This is a genomic window from Starkeya sp. ORNL1, assembly GCF_012971745.1.
Lineage (GTDB): Bacteria > Pseudomonadota > Alphaproteobacteria > Rhizobiales > Xanthobacteraceae > Ancylobacter.
Window position 1 is genome coordinate 390,360 of record NZ_CP048834.1, and the last position, 26,513, is coordinate 416,872.

Sequence of the window (26,513 nt, forward strand, 5' to 3'; positions counted from 1 at the left end):
GCGCAATGGGCGCGTCGGGGGAGGCTTGTTGATGCGGTATGCGTGCAGAATGCTCGTGGTCGCGGCTCTTCTTATGCCAGTTGCGGCCGCGGCGGATGATGGTGCCGAAACGTCGGCACTCGCGCGCCAGGTGGTGAGCCTCTCGGTTGCGCCCGGCATCGACGGGCGCATCGAACGGATGATCGGCGATGCCGTTGCGAAGCAGCCGGCCGACAAGCAGGCAGAGGTGCGAACCAGCCTCTCCACCGCGGCGACGGGGATCCGCGAGGACCTCCTCAAGGTCTTCGCGGGATACTATGCAGGATCCTTTTCGAGCGCCGAGTTGAAGGAACTTCTCGCCTTCTATCAAGGCCCGCTCGGACAGAAGGCGCTGCGCGTCGAGGAGCAGAAGCCGGCGGCGGTGAACGCCCAGATCGAGCAGCAGATCATGAAACTGGTGACCCTGCTGAACGCTATTCGACCCGCCCCATGAAGCCCTTCAACGCGGGCCGCGCACCGGTCTATGCCCGTCACGGGCTCGCCTGTTCGAGCCAACCCCTCGCCGCGGCGGTCGGGCGGGATATTCTGCGTGCCGGCGGCAATGCCGTGGACGCAGCCGTGGCGATGGCGGCAATGGTAAACCTTACCGAGCCGATGATGAACGGGCTCGGCGGGGACTGCTTCGCACTGGTGCGCTTCGACGGCGAGATCTTCGCCCTTAACGGCAGCGGGCGATCCGGGTCGCGCTGCACGGCGGAGGCCATCCGGGCGCAAGGCCACAGCAGGATGCCGAAGGCCGGCGCTGCGACCGTGACCGTACCGGGTGCCCTCGACGGCTATCTGGCGCTCCACGAGCGTTTCGGCTCCATGGACCTTGCCGACCTCGTCGCCCCTGCCGTCGACTATGCGGAGGAGGGCTATCCCGTTGGGCTGAAAATCGCCCAAGTCTGGCACTGGGGCGCGTCCAAGCTCCAGCATTTCAACACGATGCCCGAAGCCTATCTGCCCGGCGGCCGCCCGCCGATCGCCGGCGACATATTCCAGCAGGCGGACCTCGCCGCCACGTGGCGGCGCATCGGCCGCCACGGACGGGCAGCCTTCTATGGCGGGCCGGTAAGGGACGCGATCCTGGATATCGTCAATTCACGCGGCGGCTTTCTCGAGGCTGTCGATTTCGACACCGTTCAGGCCGAGTGGGTCGAGCCCATTCGCGCCAAGTACCGTGATCACACGGTGCTTGAACTGCCGCCCAACGGCCAGGGCATCGTCGTGCTGGAAGCCCTGCGCATCCTTGAGGACCATGACCTCAAGGCGTCGTTTGCGAGCGACGAGGCGGTGGCCTCGCACCTTATCCTGGAAGCGCTGAAGATCGCCTTCGCGGATGCCGAGCGCCATGTGGCCGACCCACGTTTTCGCCAGGCGCCGGTCGAGCGGATGCTGTCGGACGACTACATCGCCACCCGCCGCTCGCTCATCGATCCCGCGCGCGCCCTCGACAATCCGTGCGCCGGGCGGGTCTATGGCGACACGACTTACCTCACCGTGATGGACAAGGATCGCAATGCGGTCTCGCTCATCACCAGCATTTCCGACGTGTTCGGCTCCGGCCTGATCGTGCCCGGTGCCGGCATCGTGCTGCACAATCGCGGTGCCGACTTCGAACTGGAGGACGATCACCCGAACGTTGCCGCGCCCGGCAAGCGCGTGCGCCACACCATCCTGCCCGCCATGCTGCTGGACCCCGCTGGTGAATTCACGATGACCTTCGGCTGCATGGGCGCCAACATGCAGCCGCAGGGGCAGGTGCAGATCCTGGTCAATCTGCTGGATCGGGGCATGAACCTCCAGGAAGCGCTGGACGCACCCCGCGTGCGCGTTCTCGATGGCCGGCGCATCTCGGCGGAGGCACACGCAGATCCGAGGGTCGCCCACAAGCTCGCGGCCATGGGCCATCAGGTTTCGGTGGGAGACGAGATTCCACAGGATTGGGAGGCGCCGCACGACTTCATGCGGTCCTTCGAGGGCAGCGCGCAAGCCATCGCGATTTCCGGATCCGCGCTTTGCGGAGCTTCCGATCCACGCCTGGACGGCATCGCCGTCGGCTATTGAACGCAACGCCTCGAGGTTGCGCCCACGGCTTCAACAAGGCCGATCAACCCGGCGATGTCCACGCCCAACTCATCCGGCGTTGTCGCGCCTACTGGCTCATGATCTGGGGCACGCCGCACTTTCCCGGCGTGCAATCCGGCAGCTTGATATTTGCCGCCGCCCCTTCCGGCGGTGGGCCGGGCGGCGGCACCAACTCCCCAGTCACAGGCGAAGGAGCGTCCTGGCCCAGGTTAGGGGCGATCTGCTGCGACGGCGGACTGTTCGTGCCTCCCGGCGTGCCGTCCGCATTCTGAGCAAGTGCCGGGGCGCCCACGGTTGGCATCCCCAAGAGTGCGGCCAGAAGGAAAGACGCCAAGATCTTTTTCATAGGGTCCTCGCTGTCAGCTCTCGTGCGAGCGAAATGGTACCAGCAGAACGGTCCACGAAAAAGCCCGGCTCTCATACGCGGCCGCTGCGCTTGCATACCGAGGCGTCGCCGGCCGCTTTAGTGGCGGCCGCCGAGGATACTAGCTTCTGAAGGCTTGCTGGAAGCACTTCGGCGATCCGCGATGCCGAGAAGTCAGGCCGCGTTGCTGGCTCGTTCCGGCGGGGCCACCCGGAAGCCGACCTGGAGCCGGTTCCAGACATTGATGGCGCCGATGGCGAGCGTCAGGTTCACCTGTTCCGACTCGGTGAATACAACCTTCACCAATTCGTAGTCGGCATCCGGGGCGTGGGTGTCGGCGAGCCGGGTCAGCGCCTCGGTCCAGGCGAGCGCCGCCCGCTCGCGCGGGGTGTAGAGTGAGGATTCCCGCCAGCCATTGAGCATATAGATGCGCATCTCGCTTTCACCCTGCTTGCGCAGGTCGGTAGCGTGCAGATGGATACAGAAGGCACAGCCGTTGATCTGCGAGGCGCGCATCTTCACCAGTTCGATCAGGCGTTGCTCGAGGCCGCTGGCGCCGAGCGCGGCTTCCAGCGACATCAACGCCTTGATGGCGGCAGGGGCGGCTTTGAAGGGTTCGTTCAGGCGCGGGGTCATAATCGTCTCCGTGGGAGGAAAGCCAAACGCGGTACCGCGTGTGGTTCGTGGTCCTGCGCTCGGCAGCGTCACTTGTGGTACGGCAAGACGATTTCCCGCTCGCCGCTGTCCACGACGAACACGGCGAGAAGCTTGGCCTTTTCGGTGGTGCTCGCATTGGCGCTCACCCCGTGCCGGTCCCCAGGCAGTTCGGAGAAGCTCTCGCCGGCGCGATAAGTGCGTTCCGGCCCGTCATTCACCTGGCTTCGGATCGCCCCTTCGAGCACGGTGGCATAGATGAAGGCCGAGGTTGGATGCGTGTGAGCCGCCGACGAGCCTCCCGGTCCATACTCCACCAGCACGCCCTTGATGCTCTTGCCGGGAACGTTCGGGAGCGCGTGCTCGTAGACAAGGGTTACCTTGGCATTGCCGTCATCAGCTCGGGCGGTGGTCGCACCGAAAAGCGCAAACGCCAGCGCGCAGAGAAGTAATTTCATCGATTATCTCCCTGAAAAAAGGAAACGTCAGACGCTAGCTCTAACTTTAAGTTGCGCGCGCCACGAATTCGGTATTCATGAGCTATCGCGTTGTTTGCATCGCAGCTTCATTGCATACGAAGCATTGCATGGCGTGCTGAGATGGCGCCATTGTGCTGGTGACGCGGGCGCTTACGGAGTTGGTCTAGGCTTCTGTGCTTGAGGTCTAGGATGGGGGGACAAAACCTCCCCAAAAGTCTGATCCTAACTGACGCTGCCAACAGCGCCGGCCGATGCCGCCAAGTGAGGCGAGGGGATTTTACGCCGCTTCTGGTAACGCGGCGGGAAGCGCGAACTCGAACTGCGCTCCGCCATCAGGATGGTTCGAGGCTACGATGCTGCCGCCATGCGACGTGACGATTGATTTGCAGATGGTCAAGCCAATGCCCATCCCGGCACTCTTTGTACTGAAGAAACTATCGAAGATCCGATCCAGGTCTTCATCGGCAATCCCCGGCCCACTATCGTGAATCGCGAAGGACACCGAACCGGCGCCATCGTCGCGCGTCACAATGTCCAGTTTTCGGACGGCGCGATCGCCGTTTGAAATCGCCTGGATACTATTGACGAGCAGATTGACGATTACCTGCTGCAATTGCACGCGATCGGCAACGATCGGGGAAAGCCCTGCGTCGGGCTTGAGCGAGAGTTCGATCGACCTGGCCTCGAGGTCATGGCGAACGAACAACAATGCCTCCTCGACAACTTCGTTGAGGTGGAGTGTCGTCCGTTCCGGTGCGTCTCGTACCGCCATGGCTCGCAGGCGATGGATGATTTCGCTTGCGCGACGAGCGCTCGCGACGATCCGCGCGGTGAGCTGCTCGACCTTTGCCAGATTGGGGATGTCCCGCGTTAGCCAGCGGAGACTTGTTTCACCATTCGTCACGATGGCGGAAAGCGGCTGATTGACCTCATGGGCGATCGAAGTCGCGAGCTCCCCGAGTGTCGATATACGAGCAGCATGGGCAAAGTCTGCTTCCAGCTGGCGAAGGCGCCTCTCCGTGCGCAACGTCTCTGTGACGTCCTCCAAGGCAATCAGCGTTCTATCGAGCATCTCCGGCGGCGCCGGGAAGGTCGCTGACAACTGAACGTCGAGCGTCTCCCCGCCCAGAGTCCTGACTTTCAAGATCTCTGCAAAATTTCGCTTTCCTTCAAAGCGAGCGACCATCACCCGTCGGGCCATGTCCGGAGAAGCTGCGAACAAGAAGCTGATCGGTCTTATGAGGTCTGCCGGCGCGGCTCCGCCAAGGAGCGTCACTGCCTTTTGATTCACTTCGGTAATGCGAACCACATTGTTGGCGAAATCGACCAATTCAGGGTGCGTATCGATATAGGCGTTAAGATCACGAACCCCACTATCCTTCAACTCGGCGAGCACGAGCCCGATTCGGCTTGCGTCCACTTGCAGCAGGGCTGTGGGCAGGTGATGTATGAGATTGCGATATCGCTGTTCGCTGGCTCGGAGATACCAGAACGAGCGATCATCGTCGGCCTCGCCATTTACGGCAACAAAGACTGTGTGTGAACGCTCCAACGCCTTGCCGCGCCATACGGTGACGATCGGGTCGCGCAGGATGCCATCCGAAGCAGGTCTGCGCGTGCGGGGCATGTCGCCCAGGCGATCTGTGGCCACGTCGGCGATAAGTTCGGCCAGGACGCCGCGGCTTTCGGGGGGCCAGAATGTGCGAACTGCCTGGCCAATCATTCGCGCCCGGCCTGCATAGGCGCCGACGAGATGCGCCGCGCGTTCATTGACGTCGACAATGCGGGTATGAGCCAGGAGCTGGTCGGTCCAATCCGGCTGCTCCAAGCGTTCAGACATTGCCTGTCTCGGAGTGAGTGAAATCGCCTCCAGGAGAGAGCGGGCACCCGATGTGTCGAGCTCCCAACTGGCGGCGGCAAGACGATGTGGGGCGGGATCTTGCAAGGTGCCCGCGCCGGTGCCGTCACTTGCACCATACTCGACTACGTCTCGCGGCTGGCCTTCAGGATTGCACCTTACGATCTGCCTGACCGCAACGGTGATGTGGCCTCCCCACGAGGTGCGCCGGCGGATCACTCCCTGCCATCGGCCTTCCTGGAGCAGCGAGCGCCAATCCTTGCTGTGAAACGCTTCGTTCGAATAGAGATCCTCGATGTTGCGACCGACCGCGCCAATGGCCGTCCAGCCATAGAGGCGCTCTGACGCGGGATTCCAGTACCGGATCTTTCCCGCAAGATCGAACACGATGATGCTTTCGGATGCGTGGTCCGCAAGCTCCGGATCAGACGAGCCGGGAGCAGCGTCGCCCCGAGTATGGGAAAGGTGCCTCGCAGCACTCTCAACCATTGGGTTGCCCATCTCCGTCGAACCGGCCGCCCCCTTCGCCCAACGCGGATTCAAGGCTGTGAAGGAGGATCTCGTCCGCCAATGGCTTCGTCAGATATGCGCGTGCGCCACAGTCCATGGCGCGTTCGCGGACTGCTGGATCGGTGTAAGACGTGACGACGATCACCGGCATGGTCGAGCCCGCCGACCTGAGGCGCCGGAGCAGCTCCAGTCCACCGATACCAGGCATACGGATATCGGTGATGAGGCAATCAAAGCTCCCCGAGCCGTGAGCCGAAAGAAACGATTCGGCCCGGTCGAAGGCGCGACAGGTGAAGCCGAACACCTGAAGGAGCTCCGACAGGGCCTCTCGCATGGCATCGTCGTCATCCACGATCGCGATGGTAAGCGGATCGAACAAGGGCGCAGCCTTTGCTATTTCGGCCCGATCGGGCCGTCGCACCAAGGTCTCGCTTAAATGCCCCAGCATTTGAACCATACCAACGTCTAGGCTAGTTCCTTGTCCCGGACTTCCCCCGGCAAGGATTCCCACGCTCGTATGAGCTCGCCGATTGAAGCTGCCTGCATCTTGCGCATGACATTGCCGCGGTGGAGCTTGACGGTGACCTCGGTAATGCCGAGGTCGTGGGCGATCTGTTTGTTCAGCCGACCAAGCGCAACCTCCCGCATTACTTGCTGCTCACGCCGTGTGAGTGTTGCGAACTGCGTAATATTGCGCCGGGCGGTCCGGGTTTCGGCTTGCCGTGCGACATCCAGTTCGATCGCCATCACCACGGCATCAAGGACGGTTTGCTCTCGGAATGGTTTGGTCAAGAAGTCGACCGCCCCAGCCTTCATTGCTTGGACCGTCATGGGAATGTCGCCGTAGCCGGTGAGGAAGATGATCGGCTTTGCATTCCCTCTCAAGGCGAGTTGCTGCTGGACATCTAGCCCGCTGGTGCCGGGCATGCGCACGTCGAGCAACAGGCACCCGGGTCGCTCCGGCAGCCTGGCTTCCAAAAACTCACGGGATGAGGCGAAACAACTCGTCTCGATATCGACCGACAGCATCAGTTCCTGAAGCGAAGTCCGTACTTCCTCGTCATCGTCAACGATGAGCACGACTGGCCTGTTCGCCTCCGCACGGGACGCAGGCATGAATCTATCTCCGAGGTCGGCCAGGCGGGAAGACGATCCGATCGCCTGTCGCCGTTCCAGTCCTTCCATGTTCCAGCTCCCTTGAACCCGCGTTGCGCCCGTTGCCGCCATGCATGGCGATGACAACTCGCTTCGCTTTGCATCTTTCATCTGCCCGGCTGCGATACTCGTCTCGGCGCAGCCGGGCTTTGATGTTGCAACACACAAAGCCCCCCGCGATTCAGGAGGAAATCCCGGCTTTCGTTCTGCCGGTACGCGCGACGACCCTGGACTCGAGCCAATTGCGCGCCTCATCAGAAAAATCAGCGGGCGCCTTGCGATCCACCGCCCGTGAAATGCTGGCCAATGACTGGCTCGCGAGGGCTTCCCGCATCGCTTTCTCAGCCCGCAACATCACCGCATGTATTGAACAGACGCCCGCGGTCGCCCAAGCCGGGGGGCTATCCCCGAAGACCGCACATCGCCCACGGATGTCGAGACAGTCGAAAAGCGGTTTGCGTCCTTCGATCGCATCGACGATCTCAAGTACGCTGATCTCCTCGGGGGCCTTGGCGAGGACATATCCTCCACGCACTCCCTCCGACGCCTTTACAATCCCTGCCTTTTCAAGCTTGGGAAATATCTTGGCGATGAAGCTCGGGGAGAGCCCCTGAAACTCCGCCAGGTCACGGCTGCTCACCGGGGCCGCATCGAATGCGGCCAGCCATAACAGGCTGTGGATGCCATACTCTACGCTTGCGGTGATATGCGCCATAACTCAGACAATATCAGTCCGCGTTTTGGCACGCAAGCGAAACCCGGACCAGAACGGTCCGGGTTTCATGGCTGCCAATTATTGCCGATTTTGGCCCGGGCGCATGGTTATCCACGTAGCGTGGGGCAGGGGACGTCGCTTACGAGTACGCACCCTGGCTCAACCTGACGCGACGAGCGGTCAGTAGTCCCAGAAGGCCGGCACCCAACGGAAGGCGTCGCCGTCGACTGCCACCCGGCCGACGGATGGGAACGGCAGGTGAGTGGCCACCAGTTGTTCGCCGCTCGCCGCCAACTCCGTCAAGAGCCGCACCCGAACGCGGGCTGCCTCCTCAGGGTCGTGTTCGAAACCATTGTACCAGTCGGGGTGCTCGAATCCGACGGCGAACACGGCGTCGCCGGCGAACGTCAGCCGGTCGCCCCCGGATGCCAGGCGGACGATGCTGTGCCCGGGGGTGTGGCCGCCGGTGCGACAGACGACCACTCCCGGTGCCACCTCATGCTCCTCGTCGAACAGCCGCAAATGGCTGCGATACTCCTTCGCGAACTGCTTGGCGGCGGACCGAAGCGCGTCCGGGAAGCCCGGCGGCATGTTGACGTGGGTGAAGTCGGGCGATTCCCAGAACTTGACCTCGGCGGCCGCCACGTGGATCCGCAGGTCCGGACGCAGCCGGTCCTTGACCCCGTCGACGAGGAGCCCGCCGATGTGGTCCATGTGCATGTGGGTAAGCACCAGGTCGGTCACGGACGCCAGATCGATTCCGGCGGCCGCCAGTCGCCTCACCAGCTGCCCGGCCCGTGGCAGGTTCAAGTTCGGGTCCAGCCCGAGACCGGCGTCGACAAGTATGGTCTGATCGCCGCTGCGCACCAGGACCACGTTCAGCGACCAATCGAAAGCGTCCGGCGGCAGGAACATGTCTTTCAGCCAGGCCGCCCGCACATCGGCGGTCGCGTTGTGTCCCAACATCTTGGTTGGGAGCGGCAGTACACCATCGCTGATCACCAGCACGTCAATCTCGCCGACGCGCACCGCGTAGCGCGACGGAACCAACTCCTCGGGTCCCGTTGCATCGGTATGAGAGGTAATGTCCAGGCTCATGTTTGCCTCCTGCTGACCGCCGCTCGGCACGGCATCGACGACGCTAGTTTGAGGCGTGTTTGGGGTCGATTGGGTCGAGGGAGAGGGCGAGCCAGACCACGGTATAGGTTCTGTCGTTCAGGTTGCGGGGTGTCGAATAGCCGACGAACTTGTCATGACCCAGCTCGCCGCCAAACCGCATTGGCGAGAGACGCAAAGCTTTCTGGTTCTTCCACCCGCTTCGGCGGTCGGGCCGCCCTGCGCGGTGGATCATCCAAGAGCTGCGGCACCTTGGGCTTGATCCCTCGCAGAGCGGGACAAATCCCCGCTGCTGTCGCGACGAGCCACGATCGAAGAGGACAGTACTACTCCTGCGGCAGTACTCCGGCTACACCTTCGGATAGAACCTCAAGCTCGAACCACGACTTGCGGATATATTGTTTGTCGAGGCCGGACGGAGAGGATTCACCCTCCACGAGATCGTGCAAATTGCGTCTCGCCCGTCAAGATGATCAGAGCCGTCCAGGATGATGCTGAGCTCACTCGTTTGGTCGCCGACCTGGCAATTGATCCTCGTCGGCCTCGTGGGAATCATCGTCTGGCATCTGATGCCGGCGTATCGGGCCAATGCCAGAATGCTGGCGCAACTTGCGTTCTTCGGCGTCATGTCGGCGATCCTGGTCTCCGCGAACCTGGTCCCGTTCAGCTACGATGGTGAGGCCACGGACACCAGCGCATTGCTTTGGAGCGCAGCCAAACTGCTTTGGTGGCTTCATCTCGCCTGGGCGATCATCGGCGTGGTGCGGATCTATCTCGTGCTGGAGGGCAAGCCGCGGGAGGCCAGACTCCTTCAGGACCTCGTTGTCGGCATTGTCTATCTCGGCGTGGCGCTGTCGATGCTTGCATTCGTGTTCGGAGTACCCATCGGAGCATTGATCGCGACATCCGGCGCCGTTGCGATCATCGTCGGCCTGGCGCTTCAGAATACGCTGAGCGATGTGTTCTCGGGCATCGCGCTCACGCTAGGCAGACCGTACACGTTGGGAGATTGGATCCTCCTCAACAATGGCGTTCAGGGTCGGGTGATCGAAAGCACCTGGCGCTCGACCCATATACTGACAGCCGAGAGCAACCTTGTCGTCGTGCCGAACAGTTCCCTGGCCAAGCTGGATCTGACCAATGTCAGCCGGCCGGACGAACGCCATCGCGTGAGCCTGTCCGTTCGAATTGCGCCAACGCGCATGCCCTCGATCGTGACCGAGATCATGCGGAACGCATTGTTGAATTCTGCCTCGATCCTGACCGAACCCCAGCCGCTCGTCGTTCTCAAGTCACTGGACGCCGTGGCCATCGAGATCGAGCTGCAGTTCTGGGTGGCCACTCCATCGCAGACGATGGCGGCGCGAAACGAGGTCCTCGATCTCGTATATCGTCACGCGAAGTCGATGGGCCTCGCTTTTGCTGCGCCGCTCACGTCCGTGTCCTATCTGGCGCACATGCCAGCGGATGAGCCAGCGGCGCCGATGACACCGCTCGAACTGCTGAAGGCGATACCCGCATTTGGGTCGCTGACGACAGAGGAACGGCAGGAGCTTGCTGGTGCCGCGGTTCTCCGGGAGTTTCGGAAGGGGCAGGTGATCGTTCAGCAGGGCGATGCCCTGGCGACACTGATGCTGGTTGGTCGCGGTGTCGTCGCCATATCCATTGACGGGCGCGACGCGGGACGGCTCGCGCCGGGAGACTATTTCGGGCGAACACGTCTCTGGGCCAGTGTCGAGCCGGGAACCTTGAAAACGTTGACCGACGTCGCGGCTTACGAGATCGACGACAATATGATCAGCAGTGTGCTTGGCCGCCGACCGATCATTGCCGAGAAATTGGCAGAGACGTTCACGGAGCGTGAACGGCCCGGTGCTGCTGCCGATGCTCAGGATCATAAGCATGAAGGCGGCGCACGCGTGTTTCTGAACGCGATCCAGACGATACTTCGCGCCTAGAGCATTTTCTGCAAAAGTTGAATGACTTTTGCGATGAAAAATGCTCCAGGCTATTGAATTTAGAGCCCTTTCTTGTCGTTTGGATGGTTCCATCCGAGCGGAAAGGGCTCTGGAGCCCTGTCCCGAACCTAGACCCAGGTCGTGCTTTCCTAGACCCTGACACTAGGTGGGCCGTTCGTTGGCGTAATAGCCCGGCAGCCGTCCGCGATGCGATACTCTGGCTCGTTGCTCTCAATGGTATCCATTCTCGCTGAGCAGAAGTTCAGCGACGAAGTGGTCCCTGTGTGACGACTACGGACGTCACAAAACACGTCGATACTTCGAAATTATTGGCGGGAACGCGCTCATTCGTCACTGCAGGCGTCCCGATTGACGTTTCCATCGGGCGTCGTCGCGTCCGCTTCTCCACCAATGGCTGGCCAGAGAAATCAAAGGAGGCACTTCATGAAGATCGTTGTGAATGGCGGCACCGGCCTTATCGGATCAAAGACTGTGGAACGCCTGCGTCGCGCCGGACACGAGGTTGTCGCCGGCTCGCCGCAGACCGGGCTCAACTCGCTCACCGGAGAGGGGCTGGATGAGGCGCTCAATGGAGCTCAAGTCCTCATCGACCTCTCGAACTCCCCGTCGTTCGAAGACGAACCGGCCCTCGATTTCTTCCGCAAGTCGACCGGAAACCTGATCGCTTCTGCGAAAGCACATGGCATCAAGCACTATGTCGCGCTGTCGGTGGTCGGCACCGAGCGCCTCCAGGGCAGCGGTTATTTCCGGGCGAAGCTGTTGCAGGAAACGCTGATCGGCGAGTCCGGCATCCCCTATACGATCATTCATTCCACGCAGTTCCTCGAATTCCTGGGCGCCATCGCGAAATCGGCGGCGGCGGGCGACAAGGTGCTGGTGCCTGCGACCCTGATACAGCCCATCGCCTCCGACGATGTGGCGGACATCATGGCGGAGGTGGCATTGGCGTCGCCGCGAAACGGCATCATCGAGATCTCGGGCCCGGAACGCCTGCGGATGAGTGACCTGCTCACCAGGTACCTAACGGCGACCGGTGACAAGCGGCCCGTCGAGGCCTCACCGGAGGCGCTCTATTTCGGCGTGAAGCTCGATGAGACGGCGCTCGTTTCGCACAACACTCCGCGCCTCGGAAAGATCAACTTCGACCAGTGGTTCGCAGCGCGCGCCGTTCCTGCCTGACAGGAGCACAAAGCGAAGATCGTTCGACAAACGCCGTTATTTCGAGAGGCAGTCAAATGACCAGTGAACCGAAAAATGCCGCCGGCGTAGTGTTTGTGAGCGTCAGTGCACTCGTCGCTCTTCTGGTAACCCTGGGCGTCGCGAGTGCCCACGACGTCGCTGCCAGCGGTCCCCCTTCCAAAGTCAGCCTCGTCTATGAGCATGAGCTTCCCAATGTGCCCGGCAAGAGCATGAAGGGTGTTCTCGTCGAGTACGAACCTGGTGGTGTCGACGCCGCACATACCCACCCTGACTCGGCCTTCATCTACGCGACTGTCCTGGAAGGAGCGATCCGCAGCCAGGTCAATGAGGGACCGGTCAAGACGTATCGGGCCGGCGAGAGCTTCTCGGAGTATCCCGGCGACCGCCATGGCGTGAGTGAGAACGCCAGCAAGGCCGAGCCCGCCCGGCTCCTTGCGGTCTTCGTCGTCGATACGAAGGAGAAGGAACTGACGTTTCCCATCAAGTGAGACGTCAATCGCCACGGCAGCCGGCGTACGCTGCCAACCGCACGGACAGCGGACGCCGGCGACCGTGGTCCATGAGCCTCTGCTGAGCGACCAGTCCACGTCGCGAAAAGACATCACCCAAAATCGGAGCAGTAAATGGCCGAACCAGAATTGCCTGGTCCGTCGGGCCCGGCTCGCCGCGATATCCTCGCCCTCGCCCTGAGTTCGGGGCTGCTTGCCGGCCTGCCCGCGTTTCCACCGTCCGCGCAGGGTACTCAATCAACTCATTCACAAAGCGGAGATAAGAACGTGGGCACCATCACCACAAAGGACGGCGTCGAAATCTTCTACAAGGACTGGGGTTCCAAGAATAGCCAGCCGATCGTCTTCCATCACGGCTGGCCGTTGAGCTCCGACGATTGGGACGCTCAGATGCTTTACTTCGTCAACAAGGGCTATCGTGTCGTCGCTCACGACAGGCGTGGTCACGGCCGCTCGGCGCAGGTCAGTGACGGTCACGACATGGACCACTACGCCGCGGACGCAGCTGCCGTGGTCGAGCATCTCGATCTCAGGAACGCTATTCACATCGGCCACTCGACCGGAGGTGGCGAGGCAACGCGCTATGTGGCCCGTCACGGTCAGCCCAAGGGCCGTGTCGCCAAGCTGATCATCATCGGCGCCGTGCCGCCGATCATGGTGAAGACCGAGGCCAATCCCGGCGGCCTTCCGCTCGAGGTGTTCGACGGCCTGCGCAAGGCGCTCGCCGACAACCGGCCGCAATTCTATCTGGATTTCCCGTCAGGCCCCTTCTACGGCTTCAATCGGCCGGGCGCGATGCCGATCCAGGGTGTCATCCAGAACTGGTGGCGGCAAGGCATGATGGGCAGCGTCAAGGCTCACTATGAAGGCATCAAGGCCTTCTCGGAAACCGACTTCACCGGAGATCTGAGGACCATCGATGTCCCCACGCTCGTCATGCACGGCGATGACGATCAGATCGTGCCGATCGCGGACTCCGCGCTGCTATCGGCAAAGCTGCTGAAGAAGGCGACGCTCAAGGTCTATGAGAAATTCCCGCACGGGATGTGCACCACCCATGCCGAGGTGGTGAACCCGGACCTTCTGGCGTTCATCAAGGCCTGAAGCGGCGGCTCCAGACGCCGAGTTCGGCCCGGAACCGTGGGCGGGCGACTCTCACATGAACGGTGTGGGCCGGACCATGCAGCCGGCTCATAGGAATTGAAGATCATGGACATGCCCCAGCCATGTCGCGTGGGATGCGGCACTTGGCGTCGAGGTGACCGGTCCGCAGGCCGTGACGGAAGCGAGCGCATCGAGATAGGATACAGCTGATCAGCAAGATCCGAATTGCTTGAGTGCCGGTGACCTGGCCATCGGCCCAGGGCGTGCCGGCGGTAGGCCAGGACGCTCCGGCGGGCGAACGAGGAGCGCCGTCGATCCATGACCGCAACTCCGCGCCATCCCTCGACGCCTCGCGATCCTGCCTCCCTCGTGATCGGCGCGATCGCCGCGCAGGTGATCGGCGGACTGGTCGCGCAGATGTCGCCCTTCATGATCGGCGGGTTCATGGACGGTCTTTCGCTCTCGGAACGCGACGCCGGCTTCGTCGTCTTCGTCGAGTTCCTCGCCCTCGCGGTAACCGCGATCGCAATCGCGCCCGTCATGCCGCGGATTTCCTATCGGCGCGTCGGCCTCATCGCCGTCGCGGTGGCGTTGCTCGCGCAAGGCGCATCGATCTTCAGCGGTTCGCTGGCGTCGCTCACCGCGCTGCGCGGCCTCGCAGGGGTCGGCGAGGGGGCGCTTTATGCGGTTTCGCTCTCCCTCGTCGCCTCGCGCTCCAGCAATCCGGACAAGATCTACGGCTACTTTCAGGTGGTCTGGGCCTTGGGCAGCGTCGCGCTCTTTGCGATCGGCGGCCAGCTCACCGCCGCCCACGCGCATCGCGGCATCCTCGCGCTGATCGCGGGTGTGACGCTCGCGCTCGCGCCGCTCCTGCTCCTCATTCCGGACACTCGCGCCAGAAGCGACGAGGGAGCGACGGCGGGCGCGGCCCAGGCCTCACTGCGGCTCGGCGCCATGACTTTCGCGGCGATCGTGCTCTATCTGACCGCCTCCGCCGCAGTCTACGCGTTCAGCGCTCCCCTGGGCGAGCGCGCGGGCCTCGACACCGGCACGGTCGGCTATGTGCTGACCATCGCGTCGCTGGTCGGTCTCGCGGGCGCGGGAGCCGCCACTGCGCTCAACGTGCGCTGGGGACGGGCGATTCCCATCTCGGGCTTCTTCGTCAGCTTCATACTGGTCGTGCTCGCGCTCTGTCTCTGGCGCAACCCGACCGCCTGGGTCGTCGCCCTCGTGGCGTCGGTCGTCATTTTCTACTTCTCGATGCCCTATTTGTTCGGCCTCGCCGCCGCGCTCGACCGCAGCGGTCGCTGGGCCGCCGCGGCGGGGTCGGCCTATTTGCTCGGTTTTGCCGCCGGCCCCCTGGTCGCGGGCTTGGCGATCTCGACGACGGGCTATGGTGGCCTCGCCGCGGCCTGCGTCGCAATCACGGCCGCCGCCTGGGTGCTCGCCATGGTCGTCAATCGGCGTCTCGGTGGGACGGCTCGCGCCGTGCGCCGCGCCGGTGCTCCGGCGTGAAGCGGCCATGGAACCTGACCTCGGTCGACGTGCGGTCAGGCTTCCACCCTCTCGCGCACCTCGGCAGGCAGCGCCTCCCACAGGCGGATGAGTTCGCCGACGGAGGTCAACTCCATCTTGCGCATGACGTTGCTGCGGTGGAGCTTGACGGTGACCTCGCTGATGTTGAGGTCGAAGGCGATCTGCTTGTTGAGCCGCCCCAGTGCCACGGCGCCCATCACTTGCCGTTCGCGCGGGGTCAGGGTCTTGTAACGGCCGAGATGCAGCCGGGCGATCCGGGCCGTGGCTCGCCGCGCGACATCGCGCTCGATGCCGATCAGGACGGCGTCCAGCAAGGCCTGGTCGCGTGCCGGCTTGGTCAGAAAATCGATGGCGCCGGCCTTCATGGCCTGGACCGTCATCGGGATGTCGCCGTGGCCGGTGAGGAAAATGATCGGTTTGGGATTGCCGTTTTTCGCCAGATGATGCTGTAGATCGAGACCGCTCGCTCCTGGCAAGCGCACATCGAGGATCATGCAGCCGGGGCTGTCCATGACGTCGGCGTGCAGCAATTCGTTGATCGAGGCAAAGCAGGCGGGCTGGAGCCCGGCGGACAGGATCAACTCGAACAGTGCCTCCCGGACACATGTATCGTCATCGACAATAATGACGAGCGGCTGTTCCGCTTCACTCCGCCATTGCGGTGACAACGGTGTCGATCTTCGCTGAAGCTGCTGGTCAACTTGCATGATCACCCTCCATCTCTCGACCGCGTAAGACGTCGCCTATAGCCGCAAGCAGGGCCTTGGCATCAAAGGGCTTGCGGAAGAATCCGCTTATGCCCTGGGCACGGTCCTGATCCGTTATTTCGTGGCGGCCGGTGATCAGGAACACCGGCAACTCGGGACGCGCCTTCTTCACCAGGTCACGAAGCTCAAAGCCGTTCATGCCGGGCATTCCAATGTCGGTGATGAGCAGGTCCAGGCCCGACAGCCCGCTGATGAGCAGCAACCCTGCCGACGAGAAGCTACGGGTCACATAGCCAGCTGACTCCAGGAGTTCCTCCAGCGACTCGAGCAACCTTGGATCATCATCAACAATCGCCACGACAGGTCTTGGCTTGTTCACGCGCGACTCCCTCCCACTCGGCGCGAGTGGGTGACCGGAATTTCCAGTTTCTCGGCGGCGCGCACGAGATCGGCGAGCGATGCCGCCGCCATTTTCTGCATCACGTTCCTTCTGTGGATTTGCAGAGTGACCTCGCTGATCCCCAATTCAGCAGCGGCCTGCTTGTTGAGAAGACCGCTCACCACGAGCGGAAGCACCTCACGTTCGCGCGGCGTCAGGTCGAGGTAGCGTTGCCTCAAGACACCGAGTTCGGCGCGCTCCGATCGCCTTTCCCGATCCTGAGCGATCGCCGCCTGGACTGCGGCCATAAGGTCCGCATCGCTGAAGGGCTTGGTCAGGAAGTCCACGGCGCCGAGCTTGATGGCGCTCACCGAGGATGGAATATCGCCATGCCCCGTGATGAAAACGATCGGGGGATGGACGTCGCCCGACAGCTGCTTCTGGAACTCCAGGCCGTTGATGTCCGGCAGTTCGACATCGAGGATCAGGCACGCCGGAAGATCAGGCTTCGCATGGGCGACATAGTCCGCGGCGGCAGCGAACGCCTGGGACCGCCACCCCAGGGACTCCAATAGCTCGCCGACCGCCTCGCGCACTCTGGCGTCGTCATCCACCACGAAGACGATTTCCTCGCGCTGGCTCATGGCGCTTCACCCACCGCCAAAGGAAGCGTGAAGGCGACGGTCGCCCCGCATGCCTCGTTGTTGGCCATCCAGAGGCGGCCGCCATGCGATTCGACGATCGAACGGCAGACGGCGAGCCCCATGCCCATCCCATGCTGCTTGGTCGTGAAGAATGGCTCGAAGGCGCGATCGGCGTCCTTGAAACCCGTTCCACCGTCGCGAACCTCGACGCGGATCGCGCCGAGGCCGTCGCGAAATGAGCGGATATGGAGTGCGCGTGCGTCGCCGACCACGGCGCCCATCGCCTCGATTCCATTCCGGATCAGGTTCACGATTACCTGCTGCACCTGGACGCGATCGAGCGCGACCGAAGGCAGATCCGGTTCGAGAGCCGTCTTGATACGGATGTCCTTCGCCGCGATCTCGTCGGCCATCAGTCGGCAAACTTCACTAATCAGGCGGTTGACGTCTTCAGGCGACCTGGCTTGCGGCGCCTGACGGAAGAGGGCGCGGATGCGGCTGACGACATCCGCAGCCGAGTTGGCGTCGCGGGTGATGCGCTCGGCCGTGATCTTCGCGCGCTCGACATTCGGAGGCTCGGCGGACAGCCAACGGTGGCATGCGTGGGAATTGGCGACGATCGCGGCCAGCGGCTGATTCACTTCGTGCGCGATCGAGGCGGAAAGCTCGGCCAGGCTTGCGGCCTGGGTCGCCTGTGCGAGCCTGTCGGATGCGCGCCTCAGCGCGTCTTCGGCGTGCACCTGATCGTCAATGTCGTGACAGAGGCCGAACCACTGGACAATGCGGCCATTCTCATCCCGCATCGGCTCGGCGCGGCCTGACATCCAGCGATACACGCCATCTGCACGACGCAGGCGGTACTTCATGGCGAAGCGCTCGCCCGTCGCGAGGCAATGACTGAAGACGTCCCACACCGCACCCACATCGTCCGGGTGGAAGATGGTGTCGAACATCACTTCCAACTGGCGCTTGTCCCTGAGGTCCATGCCGAGAAAGTCGGCCATGTGCTTGTTGGCGAGGGTGGTCTCGCCGTCCGGGCTCAAGCGCCAGAGGTTGCTCGGGACCATGTCCACGAGCAGCGAGAGCTCCCGCTCCCGGCTTCGCAACGCCTCTTCGGCGTGCATCTGATCGTCAATGTCGTGACAGAGGCCATACCACTGGACGATGCGTCCCGCGTGATCGCGCATCGGCTCCGCGCGGCTCGACATCCAGCGATAGACACCATCGGCGCGGCGCAGGCGATACCTCATGGAAAAGCTCTCGCCGGTGACGAGGCAGCGGCTGAGCGCGTCCCTGAACTCCGGAGCGTCGTCCGGATGGACGGTCTCTATGAGCATCTCCAGCCGGCTCATGCCGGGCTTGTCGGTATCCGCTACCTCCAGGCCGAGGAAATCGACCATGCGCCGGTTGAAGAAGGTCGGCTCACCGTCCGGGCTCAGTCGCCAGAGGTGGCTCGGAACCATGTCCACGAGTTGCGAGAGCTCCTGCTCCCGGTCGCGCAACGCCGCCACGGTTTTCCTGTAGGCGTCGATGTCAACGCCGCTCGGGACAGGCGGCTGTTCTGAGGCGGTTCTCGCCTTGAGAGGAGCACTGGCCACGTCCGTGAACCGACTGATGAAGGAGGACGCCGTAGACGCAGAGACACCGGCGGCGACGATTGCCCCGATGCAAAGCGCCAGGGCAGAGAACGCCGCCCACGACAATCCCAGGTCGCGCGTGCCGCCCGCAGAAAAGATGGCGGCCAGTAGCGAGCCGGCGAATGCGATCGCCAATGTCACATTGAGCAGCGGGACCGTGCGGCCGGGCGCATAAAGGAACAGCGCGGCAACCGGGGCCAGCAGGCCAAACGGTGTCGCCGTCAGCCAGGACGCGGCGAGCCCGACGACGGATGTCGCAAGCGCGAGGGCCAGGCCGTGTTGGGGAAGCACTGCTGTCATGATCGGCTGCTCCTCCCGCACCAAGAATGCCTTGGACTGTCGACGCTACGTCCGGCACTTGGCCTCGATATCCGGGCTGGCGAAATCGCATTTCATCCTAATCCCGCCATGCCTAAGCCGCACGTCATGGAAATCCATGCATTGCCCGGAGATATGGCCGCTGTGGCCTCCTGCCGTCGCCGTGGGGTGGCCTGATGAATTCGTGCCCCGTCAGATCGGCCTGCATGCGATCGGACGCGCCCGCGTTCCCGGTCCGATCTTGGAACGTGTGCCGAGGCGTTGGGCGAAGGCCGGGGACGTCGATCTGCTCGATGATGGCTGCGGACGTCGAATCCACCAAGCCATTGATATCGCTACCGAGACGAAATCGGAAAATTCCCACGGAGGGGGAAGGATGGCTCCCTGAGCAGGACTCGAACCTGCGACCATTCGATTAACAGTCGAACGCTCTACCAACTGAGCTATCAGGGAACAGGGCACCCATCCGGTGGGCGCGTCACCTGTTGGGGGCGGCGTATAGCAACGCCCGACGGGTTTGTGAAGTCGCTTGCGCCTTAAAGTGAATTTAGTCCTCAGGGATCGTTCGGAAAGGGGCACCGGCCGGAAAGGGCGGACGGTGCCCGGTAGCCTTCGGGCTCAGGCCAGCAGCCGCTCGCGCTGGTCGGCGAACTGAAGCTGGTGGAAATTGTAGTAGCGCCCGCGCCGCGCCAGCAGTTCCTCGTGGCGCCCGCTCTCCACCACGCGGCCGGCATCGATCACGCAGATGCGGTCGGCATTCACCACGGTCTGCAGGCGATGGGCGATGACCAGCGTGGTGCGGTTGGCCTGGAGGTCGCGCAGGGCGCGCTGCACCTCGGCCTCGGATTCCGAATCGAGCGCGGCGGTCGCCTCGTCGAGCAGCAGGATCGGCGCGTCCTTCAGGAAGGCGCGGGCGATGGCGATGCGCTGGCGCTGGCCACCGGAGAGCTGGGCGCCATGCTCGCCGACCAGGCTCTCATAGCCTTTCGCAAAGCCCATGATGAAATCATGGGCGTGGGCGGCGCGCGCCGCCGCCTCGATCTCGGCCGCGCTCGCACCGGGTCGCCCATAGGCGATGTTGTCGCGAACGGTGCCGGAGAACAGGAAGACATCCTGGCTCACCATGGCCACGCTTGCGCGCACCGAGTGCCGCGACACCGCGGCGATGGGCTGGCCATCGATGGTGATGGTGCCGGATTCGACGTCGTAGAACCGCTCGATGAGGTTCATCACCGTGGTCTTGCCGCCGCCGGAGGGGCCGACCAGCGCCGTGGTCTCGCCCGGCTCGGCGACGAAGCTGAGGCCGCGCAGCACCGGCTCGCCCTGACGATAGCCGAACACCACGTCCTCGAAGACGATGCGGCCCTTGTCGACCGCAATGCGCGGCAGGTTGGCGCTTTCCTGTTCGGCCGGCACCGAATCCAGCACCTCGAACAGCATGCGCGCGCCAAGCAGGTTGGTGGCGAGGTCGATATTGAGCCGGGCCAGGCGCTTGGCCGGCTCGTAGCACAGCAGTAGCGCGGTGATGACGGAGAAGAACTCGCCCGGCGTGCGCCCCATGTGCAGCACGCCGTAGCCCGCATACATGATGACGGCGCCGATGGCGACGCCGGCGAGCGCCTCCATCATCGGGCCGGATTGCGACTGCGCACGCACCATGCGGTTCGACGCCTTCTCCAACTCGTCGACCTTGCCGAAGATCCGCGTGCGCAGCGCATCCTCCATGTTGAAGGACTTCACGGTGCGTATGCCCTGGAAGGCCTCCACCGAGCCGGACATGATCTGGGCGGCGTCGCTGTACTGCTTCTTGAAGACGCGCTTCACCTTGCGGATCAGGCCGCGCACCCCGACGACCGCGATCGGCATGGCGACGAGGCCGACCATCGCCATGCCGGCGTCCTGGATGATCATCACCGCGGTAAGGCCGATCACCGAGAACAGGTCGCGCCCGAGGCTGGTGATGACGAGGTTCAGCACGTTGCGCGCCGCCTGCGCGCCCTGATTGATGCGCAGCGAGATCTCGGCGGTGTGGCGCTGGGCGAAATAGCTGACATCCTGCCGCAGCAACTGGTCGATGACGCGCTTCTGGTTGTCGGCGACGATGCGGTTACCGATGGAGCCGAGCACCACTGCCTGGCCGTAGCCGGCGAGGCCCTTGATGACGCTGAGCGCGATCACCGCGCCCGACAGCAGCCAGATGGCGCCGGAGCTCTGCTCGACGAAGATGCGGTTGATCACGTCGCCCATCAGATAGGCGAGGCCGGCGGTGGTGCCCGCTACCAGACCCATGAAGACGAAAGCGATCGCATAGCCCTTCCAGTGGCGACGACCGTCATCGAGGAAGAGGCGACGGATCGCATCCAGGCTTTCCGGGCCGATCGCCTTGTTGAGGGCGGCACGCAACTTCTCTGGCAGCATCAAGCGGATCCTTCGAGACTTTAGGCGCGTTCATGATCCGACCTGTGCCCCCTGGGCGCGCCGGACGAGCGCTGGCGTCCATGAACCGCGATCACCCGGGCATGTCAAACCGGCACACCGCCGCGGCGGAGCCGTGGTCCGGCCGTGCCGCAAGGCCGGCGACGTTCGGGACGCACACTCCGAGGAGCCGCGCCATGCGCCGCCGACCCGGTACTTAGCGGTCGGCGGCGCATGTGCGATTCTGGAGGCCACGGAGGGAATCGAACCCCCGTACGCGGATTTGCAGTCCGCTGCGTAACCACTCCGCCACGTGGCCAAAAGGCGTGGCCGGTAAAACCGGCCGGGCAGGCGGGCCTCATAACAGAGCGCGCCGGGGTCGGCAACGCATCATCGTCCGAAGCATGGCGATGCGCGAAGCAGGAGGGAGCCAAGGTGCGGCACCGGCGCACTGGAATGCGCCGCGAGCCCTTGCAATAACGCGGCAGCTGCCGCAATCCTGCGCCGTTGCCTTCACCCCTAGAGGTTGCCCCCGCATGATCGATTTCGCTGAGATGCGCCGCGCCATGGTCGACGCGCAGGTGCGCGCCAACGACGTGACCGACCTGCGAATCGTCGCGAGCATGCTGGAGACGCCGCGGGAGCGCTTCGTGCCCGCCAGCCTCTCGAGCTTTGCCTATATCGATGACGACCTCCTGGTGAAGGAAGGCGCGCCGGCGCGCTATCTGATGGAGCCGATGGTGCTCGCCAAGCTGCTGCAGGCGGCGGAAATCGGCCCGGATGCGCTGGTGCTCGATGTCGGCGCGGCGACCGGCTATTCCACCGCCGTGCTGGCGCGGCTCGCCGGACAAGTCGTGGCGCTGGAGGAAGATGCCGAACTCGCCGCGCAGGGCTCGAACCTGCTCGTTGAACTCGGCCTGCTCAATGCCGCCTTCGTGCAGGGCCCGCTTACCGCCGGTTGGCCGGGCGAATCACCTTATGATGTGATTCTGCTGAATGGTGCGGTCGATTCGCCACCCGAAGTGCTGCTCAGCCAGTTGAAGCCGGGCGGGCGTCTCGTTGCCGTAGTCGGCCGTGGCCGGGCGGGGAGAGCCACCGTGTTCACGAACACGTCAGGCGGCGTAGGTTCGCGCGTTGTTTTCGACGCCGCGGTGCCGGTGCTGCTCGGCTTCGAGGCTCGCCCGGGCTTCGTATTCTGAGATTCTTCCCTCCAGCTGTGGCCCTTCTGCCGCGCGCTGCCGCAAAGTAGCGGGTGAATCGAACCGAGCGGTTCACAGCCCCCTATCGAGCACCTATTCTGACCTTCACGTCGGACAGAGATGAGAGTCGCACGACGAGGCGGCTCCGCCGAGAAGCTTGCGTATGCAGGGGTTTGAACCATGTGGCATTTCGCTGCCGGGGGCAGGGTCGTCGCGTATGCGGCGATCGCAATATTTGTTGGAGCCGCGGCGTCTGCGGTTCCGGCCGGTGCCCAGACGCTGGATCAGTCGCTCTCGGCGGCTTATTCCAACAATCCAACTTTGAATTCACAGCGGGCGGCGACCCGCGCCACCGACGAATATGTGCCGATCGCGCTGTCGGGCTACCGCCCGCAGGTTTTCGGCAGTGCCTATGTCGGCACGCAATGGACGGAGACCAAGATCTCCAATTTCCCATTGTCCGGCACCACCACCACGCAGAGCCAGACCCAGCCGTACGGCTTCGGCGTCACCATCAGCCAGACCATCTATGATGGCCTGCGCACGGCGAATTCGGTGCGCGGCGCGGAGTTCCAGGTGCGCGGCCAGCGCGAGCTGCTGCGCAACACCGAGCAGCTCGTCCTGCTGGACGCCGCGACCGCCTATATGAATGTGCTGCAGAATTCGGCGCTGGTCGAACTCCAGCGGCAGAACCTCGAAGCGTTGCAGGAAGAACTGCGCGCCACGCGCGACCGCTTCTCGGTCGGCGAAGTGACACGCACCGACGTCGCGCAGGCAGAGGCGAGCGTCGCCAATGCACAGAGCGAACTGGCACTCGCCGAATCCAACCTCAATTCGGCCCGGGCTACCTTCTTCCAGGTGATCGGCCTGAAGCCGGTCAAGCTCTCTCCGGGCCGGCCGATCGACAATCTGCTGCCCAAGGTGCAGAACACCGCGGTCGATATCGGTCTTGCCAACCATCCGGCCGTCAAGGCCGCGCAGTTCTCGGTGGATGCTGCGATGGCGAACGTGAAGGTTGCCGAAGGTGCGCTGTCGCCTTCAGTCAGCCTCAACGGCTCGGCCGCTTCAGACTACGCCTCCTCGGATCAGATCGAGCGCCAGTCTTCGGCATCGCTGACGCTGAACCTCTCGGTGCCGATCTACCAAGGCGGCGGCGAGTACGCGACGATTCGGCAGAACAAGGAATTGCTCGGCCAGTCGCGTATCGAGGTCGACGTAAATCGCGAGCAGGTGCGCGCCAATGTCGTGCAGTTCTGGGGTGCGCTCGTCGCTGCGAAGGCGGCCATCGAATCCGCGCAGGCCTCTGTTGCCGCCAACGAGATCGCGCTGAAGGGCGTCCGCGAGGAATGGCGCGTCGGCCAGCGCACAACGCTCGACGTGCTGAATGCGCAGACCGCGCTGTTCGATGCCCGCGCCAGCCTGGTCATCGCACAGCGCGACCGCGTGGTGGCTTCCTACTCGCTGCTCTCCGCGACCGGCCAGCTCAGCGCTTCCAAGCTCGGCCTGAAGGTGCAGCAGTACAATCCCAAGGTCCATTACGACCAGGTGCGCGATGCTTGGTTCGGGGTGCGTACGCCCGACGGGCGCTGAGCGGCAGACCGCTCAGAGCGACAGTGCTTTACAACGTGATGGCCGGCCTCGTGCCGGCCATTTCGATTCTCGGGCCGCCGTAATCGCACCGTCATGGCCGGGCTTGTCCCGGCGATCCACGGTTGTTCGCTCGTCAAGGACGTGGGTTCTCGGAACAAGCCGGAGGATGACAGGGCGGGCAGGTATCCTTAGAGGCCGCTTCGCGGTACGCGGGAACTACGTTCCACAACATGTTGGGTCGGCGCGTCTTCCCATCCACAATGGAAATCCCAGCCTCGCTTGGCGCCCGGAGCGGTCCGATGTCATATTATTCGGGCTCAAAGCATTGATTCGTCGCGGGGTGGCGGCGAGCGGGCGTGGGCCGGCGCAGCGATCGGGTGAAGCGTATGTCGATGAATGCGAGGGCGGCCGACCCCTCGATGGAGGAGATTCTCGCCTCCATCCGCCGCATCATTGCCGATGACCTGCCGTCGCGCCGTGAGCTGCGTCCTGCTCTCGAAGTGGCGAGCGCGCCGCGGGATGATTTCTCCCTTGAGGACTACGTGCGGGAGGAGGTGGTGACGCCGCCACCCGTCGCGGCTACGCGCCGCGCTCCGGAACCCTCGCTGATGGGCGCCGCCGATCTGCCGCTGCCCGATCCGGTGCGTCGTCTGGTCGACCTTGCCGCAGTCGAGGACCAGGTGCAGGCCGAGGTTGCGATGGCGCTGCGCGGCTCCCTTCCGGGCGAGCCGCGTGCTGCGGCCACGGCGCAAGCCGCGCCTGTCGCGGCCGCGCCTGCGGCGCCGGTTAGCGCGTTCGCCGCAGCGCAACCGCCGACGCCCGCCGATCCGCTGCGCACGCCCATGGCGCCGCCGTCGCCGCCCGTCACTCCGGCTCACGGCCTGCCGCACCGCCCGACCTTCAATTTCGGCCAGCCGCCGCGGCCGCCTGTCACGCCGTCGCGCGCGCCGGAGCCGGATCGCCTGGTTTCGGCGCCGACCAATGCGGCGGTCAGCGCGTCCTTCGGCACGTTGGCCCGTACCATCATGTCCAATAACAGCCGGTCGCTGGAGGATGTGGTGGCGGAGCTGTTAAAGCCGATGCTGCGCTCCTGGCTCGACGACAATCTGCCGACCATCGTCGAGCGTCTGGTCAAAGCCGAGATCGAGCGGGTCTCGCGCGGCGGCCGGTAAGGGCGCGGCAGCGCGATAAGGGTCATGCTTCAAGATACGGTTCCGCTATGAGCGGGCGCGCATCTGCGCCTGCGCGCGGCGAATGACGCCTTCATATGTCTTGTCCGGATACCAGGGCATCTGGGCGATGCGGCTGAATGCCGGGATCGTCTCCATGTGCTGGACCATGCGCCGCCGCATGGCGGCGTCAGGCAACGGCCCGCGCAACGCACCGATGTTCTCGCGGGCGTGCGCCGGATTCGAGGTCGAAGGCAGCGCGCAATTCACCGCCGGGTTCGAGATCACCCATTTGAGGAAGAACTGGGCCCAGCTCTCGGCACCGATCTCGCGGGCGAAATCGGGCAGGGGGTGGCCCTCTACCGCCTTGTGCAGCCGGGCCTTCTCCAACGGCATGTTGACCAGTACCGCAACGCCGCGTTCCTGCGCCGCCGGCAGCACGCGATTCTCCGCCGCACGGTTGAAGATCGAATAATTCACCTGGATGAAATCGACGCCGCCGCGTTCGATCCAGCTCGTCAGCGGCACATGGTAGTCGTTCTCATGGTGGGTCACGCCGACATAGCGGATACGGCCCTCCTTCTTCCAGGCCCGCAGGATGGGCAGGACGGCATCGACATTGGTCAGGCTGTGGCAATGCATGACGTCGATGCGCTCACGCCAGAGCCGTCCCTGCGTTTGCTCCAGGCTGCGCGCGGCGTGGCTCTCGTCGGCGACGAATTCGCCGGTCGACCAGATCTTGTCGGAGAGGAAGACCTGATCGGTGATGCCGAGCTCCGCCGCCGACACACCGACCGTGTATTCGGCGGTGCCGTAGAGCGGCGAGGTGTCGATCACGCGGGCGCCGCCATCCCAATACGTCTTCACCACCTCCCGCAAATGGTCGCGCGGCCGGCCGGGCAGGAGGTCAAAGGTCAGGAAGGTGCCGAGGCCGATGAGCGGGAGTTCGCCGCCGCGCGGCAAGGGGCGGACATTCGGCGCGCCGGCCGGCGTGCCCGTCGCGGCCTGCTGGGCCAGCGCGCCGCCCGGCGCCGCGGCGACCGCCGCCAGCCCGGCGCCCAGTCCCGCCATCAGGTCTCGCCGGTTCATGCCCGGCTCGATTTGCTTCTGCCCGTCGCTCATATCCGCTCCCTCGCCATGCGATCCGCTGCCGGTAGGGCAGCCGCT

24 protein-coding genes and 2 tRNA genes are annotated in these 26,513 nt (G+C 63.9%); 10 read left to right on the top strand and 16 right to left on the bottom strand.

What is annotated here, in order from left to right; genetic code table 11:
- The first annotated feature begins 49 nt into the window (after positions 1 to 49).
- Both G3545_RS01860 and G3545_RS01865 read left to right on the top strand, forming a co-directional pair.
- Positions 50 to 472: a DUF2059 domain-containing protein gene (locus G3545_RS01860; RefSeq protein WP_170009320.1), complete on the top strand. Its 423-nt coding sequence runs from the start codon at positions 50 to 52 to the stop codon at positions 470 to 472.
- A complete protein-coding gene (locus G3545_RS01865) occupies positions 469 to 2,088 on the top strand; it encodes a gamma-glutamyltransferase family protein (protein WP_170009322.1) in 1,620 nt (539 codons plus the stop codon). The genes G3545_RS01860 and G3545_RS01865 overlap by 4 nt, the downstream gene beginning before the upstream one ends.
- Positions 2,089 to 2,647: 559 nt before the next feature.
- On the opposite strand, the gene G3545_RS01870 is transcribed toward G3545_RS01865, so the two are convergent.
- From G3545_RS01870 to G3545_RS01905, 8 genes are all read right to left on the bottom strand, one after another.
- Positions 2,648 to 3,109 (bottom strand): carboxymuconolactone decarboxylase family protein, encoded by a 462-nt coding sequence (locus G3545_RS01870; protein WP_170009324.1) that lies wholly within the window; start codon positions 3,107 to 3,109, stop codon positions 2,648 to 2,650.
- A 68-nt stretch (positions 3,110 to 3,177) separates the two neighbouring features.
- On the bottom strand, positions 3,178 to 3,585 hold the full coding sequence (locus G3545_RS01875) for a cupin domain-containing protein (RefSeq protein ID WP_170009326.1): 408 nt from the start codon (positions 3,583 to 3,585) through the stop codon (positions 3,178 to 3,180).
- Between the two features lie 298 nt (positions 3,586 to 3,883).
- A complete protein-coding gene (locus tag G3545_RS01880; RefSeq protein WP_348644615.1) occupies positions 3,884 to 5,965 on the bottom strand; it encodes an ATP-binding protein in 2,082 nt (693 codons plus the stop codon).
- The gene (locus tag G3545_RS01885) at positions 5,946 to 6,353 is read right to left on the bottom strand and encodes a response regulator (protein ID WP_206151372.1); all 408 of its coding nucleotides are present in this window, start codon (positions 6,351 to 6,353) and stop codon (positions 5,946 to 5,948) included. The genes G3545_RS01880 and G3545_RS01885 overlap by 20 nt, the downstream gene beginning before the upstream one ends.
- 86 nt (positions 6,354 to 6,439) lie before the next feature.
- Positions 6,440 to 7,090 carry a response regulator transcription factor gene (locus G3545_RS01890; RefSeq protein ID WP_170017855.1) on the bottom strand — a complete coding sequence of 217 codons (651 nt, stop codon included), beginning with the start codon at positions 7,088 to 7,090 and terminating at the stop codon, positions 6,440 to 6,442.
- Positions 7,091 to 7,310: 220 nt separating this feature from the next.
- Entirely contained in the window at positions 7,311 to 7,844 is a 534-nt protein-coding gene (locus G3545_RS01895) for an Rrf2 family transcriptional regulator (RefSeq protein ID WP_170009330.1), read from the bottom strand.
- Between the two features lie 180 nt (positions 7,845 to 8,024).
- On the bottom strand, positions 8,025 to 8,942 hold the full coding sequence (locus G3545_RS01900) for an MBL fold metallo-hydrolase (protein ID WP_170009332.1): 918 nt from the start codon (positions 8,940 to 8,942) through the stop codon (positions 8,025 to 8,027).
- 43 nt (positions 8,943 to 8,985) lie between these two features.
- Positions 8,986 to 9,195, bottom strand: coding sequence for a hypothetical protein (locus tag G3545_RS01905; protein ID WP_170009334.1), 210 nt, complete (start codon positions 9,193 to 9,195; stop codon positions 8,986 to 8,988).
- A gap of 253 nt (positions 9,196 to 9,448) precedes the next feature.
- Between G3545_RS01905 and G3545_RS01910 the strand changes: the two genes are divergently transcribed.
- From G3545_RS01910 to G3545_RS01930, 5 genes are all read left to right on the top strand, one after another.
- On the top strand, positions 9,449 to 10,918 hold the full coding sequence (locus G3545_RS01910; protein ID WP_170009336.1) for a mechanosensitive ion channel family protein: 1,470 nt from the start codon (positions 9,449 to 9,451) through the stop codon (positions 10,916 to 10,918).
- Between the two features lie 444 nt (positions 10,919 to 11,362).
- Positions 11,363 to 12,118, top strand: coding sequence for an SDR family oxidoreductase (locus tag G3545_RS01915; RefSeq protein ID WP_170009338.1), 756 nt, complete (start codon positions 11,363 to 11,365; stop codon positions 12,116 to 12,118).
- A gap of 89 nt (positions 12,119 to 12,207) precedes the next feature.
- Positions 12,208 to 12,627, top strand: a complete 420-nt coding sequence (locus tag G3545_RS01920; RefSeq protein ID WP_170017856.1) for a cupin domain-containing protein — start codon at positions 12,208 to 12,210, stop codon at positions 12,625 to 12,627.
- A gap of 288 nt (positions 12,628 to 12,915) precedes the next feature.
- Positions 12,916 to 13,752: an alpha/beta hydrolase gene (locus G3545_RS01925; protein WP_170017857.1), complete on the top strand. Its 837-nt coding sequence runs from the start codon at positions 12,916 to 12,918 to the stop codon at positions 13,750 to 13,752.
- A 318-nt stretch (positions 13,753 to 14,070) separates the two neighbouring features.
- Positions 14,071 to 15,267: an MFS transporter gene (locus tag G3545_RS01930; RefSeq protein WP_170009340.1), complete on the top strand. Its 1,197-nt coding sequence runs from the start codon at positions 14,071 to 14,073 to the stop codon at positions 15,265 to 15,267.
- A gap of 35 nt (positions 15,268 to 15,302) precedes the next feature.
- Here G3545_RS01930 and G3545_RS01935 read toward each other — a convergent pair whose 3' ends face one another.
- The 7 genes from G3545_RS01935 to G3545_RS01965 all read right to left on the bottom strand — a co-directional run bounded on the left by G3545_RS01935 (position 15,303) and on the right by G3545_RS01965 (position 21,707).
- A complete protein-coding gene (locus G3545_RS01935; protein WP_170009342.1) occupies positions 15,303 to 15,995 on the bottom strand; it encodes a response regulator transcription factor in 693 nt (230 codons plus the stop codon).
- Entirely contained in the window at positions 15,985 to 16,374 is a 390-nt protein-coding gene (locus G3545_RS01940) for a response regulator (RefSeq protein WP_170009344.1), read from the bottom strand. The genes G3545_RS01935 and G3545_RS01940 overlap by 11 nt, the downstream gene beginning before the upstream one ends.
- The gene (locus G3545_RS01945) at positions 16,371 to 17,018 is read right to left on the bottom strand and encodes a response regulator (protein ID WP_170009346.1); all 648 of its coding nucleotides are present in this window, start codon (positions 17,016 to 17,018) and stop codon (positions 16,371 to 16,373) included. The genes G3545_RS01940 and G3545_RS01945 overlap by 4 nt, the downstream gene beginning before the upstream one ends.
- Positions 17,015 to 18,955, bottom strand: a complete 1,941-nt coding sequence (locus G3545_RS01950; protein WP_170009348.1) for a PAS domain-containing protein — start codon at positions 18,953 to 18,955, stop codon at positions 17,015 to 17,017. Before G3545_RS01950 ends, G3545_RS01945 begins: the two co-directional genes overlap by 4 nt.
- A gap of 395 nt (positions 18,956 to 19,350) precedes the next feature.
- Positions 19,351 to 19,426, bottom strand: a tRNA-Asn gene (locus G3545_RS01955).
- 165 nt (positions 19,427 to 19,591) lie between these two features.
- On the bottom strand, positions 19,592 to 21,391 hold the full coding sequence (locus G3545_RS01960) for an ABC transporter ATP-binding protein (RefSeq protein WP_170009350.1): 1,800 nt from the start codon (positions 21,389 to 21,391) through the stop codon (positions 19,592 to 19,594).
- Between the two features lie 242 nt (positions 21,392 to 21,633).
- Positions 21,634 to 21,707 (bottom strand) — tRNA-Cys (locus tag G3545_RS01965).
- A 217-nt stretch (positions 21,708 to 21,924) separates the two neighbouring features.
- On the opposite strand from G3545_RS01965, the gene G3545_RS01970 reads away from it, so the two are divergent.
- The 3 genes from G3545_RS01970 (at position 21,925) to G3545_RS01980 (ending at position 25,349) form a co-directional block, all read left to right on the top strand.
- Positions 21,925 to 22,587: a protein-L-isoaspartate O-methyltransferase gene (locus G3545_RS01970; protein WP_170009352.1), complete on the top strand. Its 663-nt coding sequence runs from the start codon at positions 21,925 to 21,927 to the stop codon at positions 22,585 to 22,587.
- 180 nt (positions 22,588 to 22,767) lie between these two features.
- Positions 22,768 to 24,177, top strand: a complete 1,410-nt coding sequence (locus G3545_RS01975; RefSeq protein WP_170009354.1) for a TolC family outer membrane protein — start codon at positions 22,768 to 22,770, stop codon at positions 24,175 to 24,177.
- 419 nt (positions 24,178 to 24,596) lie between these two features.
- Complete coding sequence (locus G3545_RS01980) at positions 24,597 to 25,349, top strand: DUF2497 domain-containing protein (protein ID WP_170009356.1); 753 nt, start codon at positions 24,597 to 24,599, stop codon at positions 25,347 to 25,349.
- Between the two features lie 45 nt (positions 25,350 to 25,394).
- Here G3545_RS01980 and G3545_RS01985 read toward each other — a convergent pair whose 3' ends face one another.
- Positions 25,395 to 26,468 carry an aldo/keto reductase gene (locus tag G3545_RS01985; protein WP_246702652.1) on the bottom strand — a complete coding sequence of 358 codons (1,074 nt, stop codon included), beginning with the start codon at positions 26,466 to 26,468 and terminating at the stop codon, positions 25,395 to 25,397.
- Positions 26,469 to 26,513: the final 45 nt, after the last annotated feature.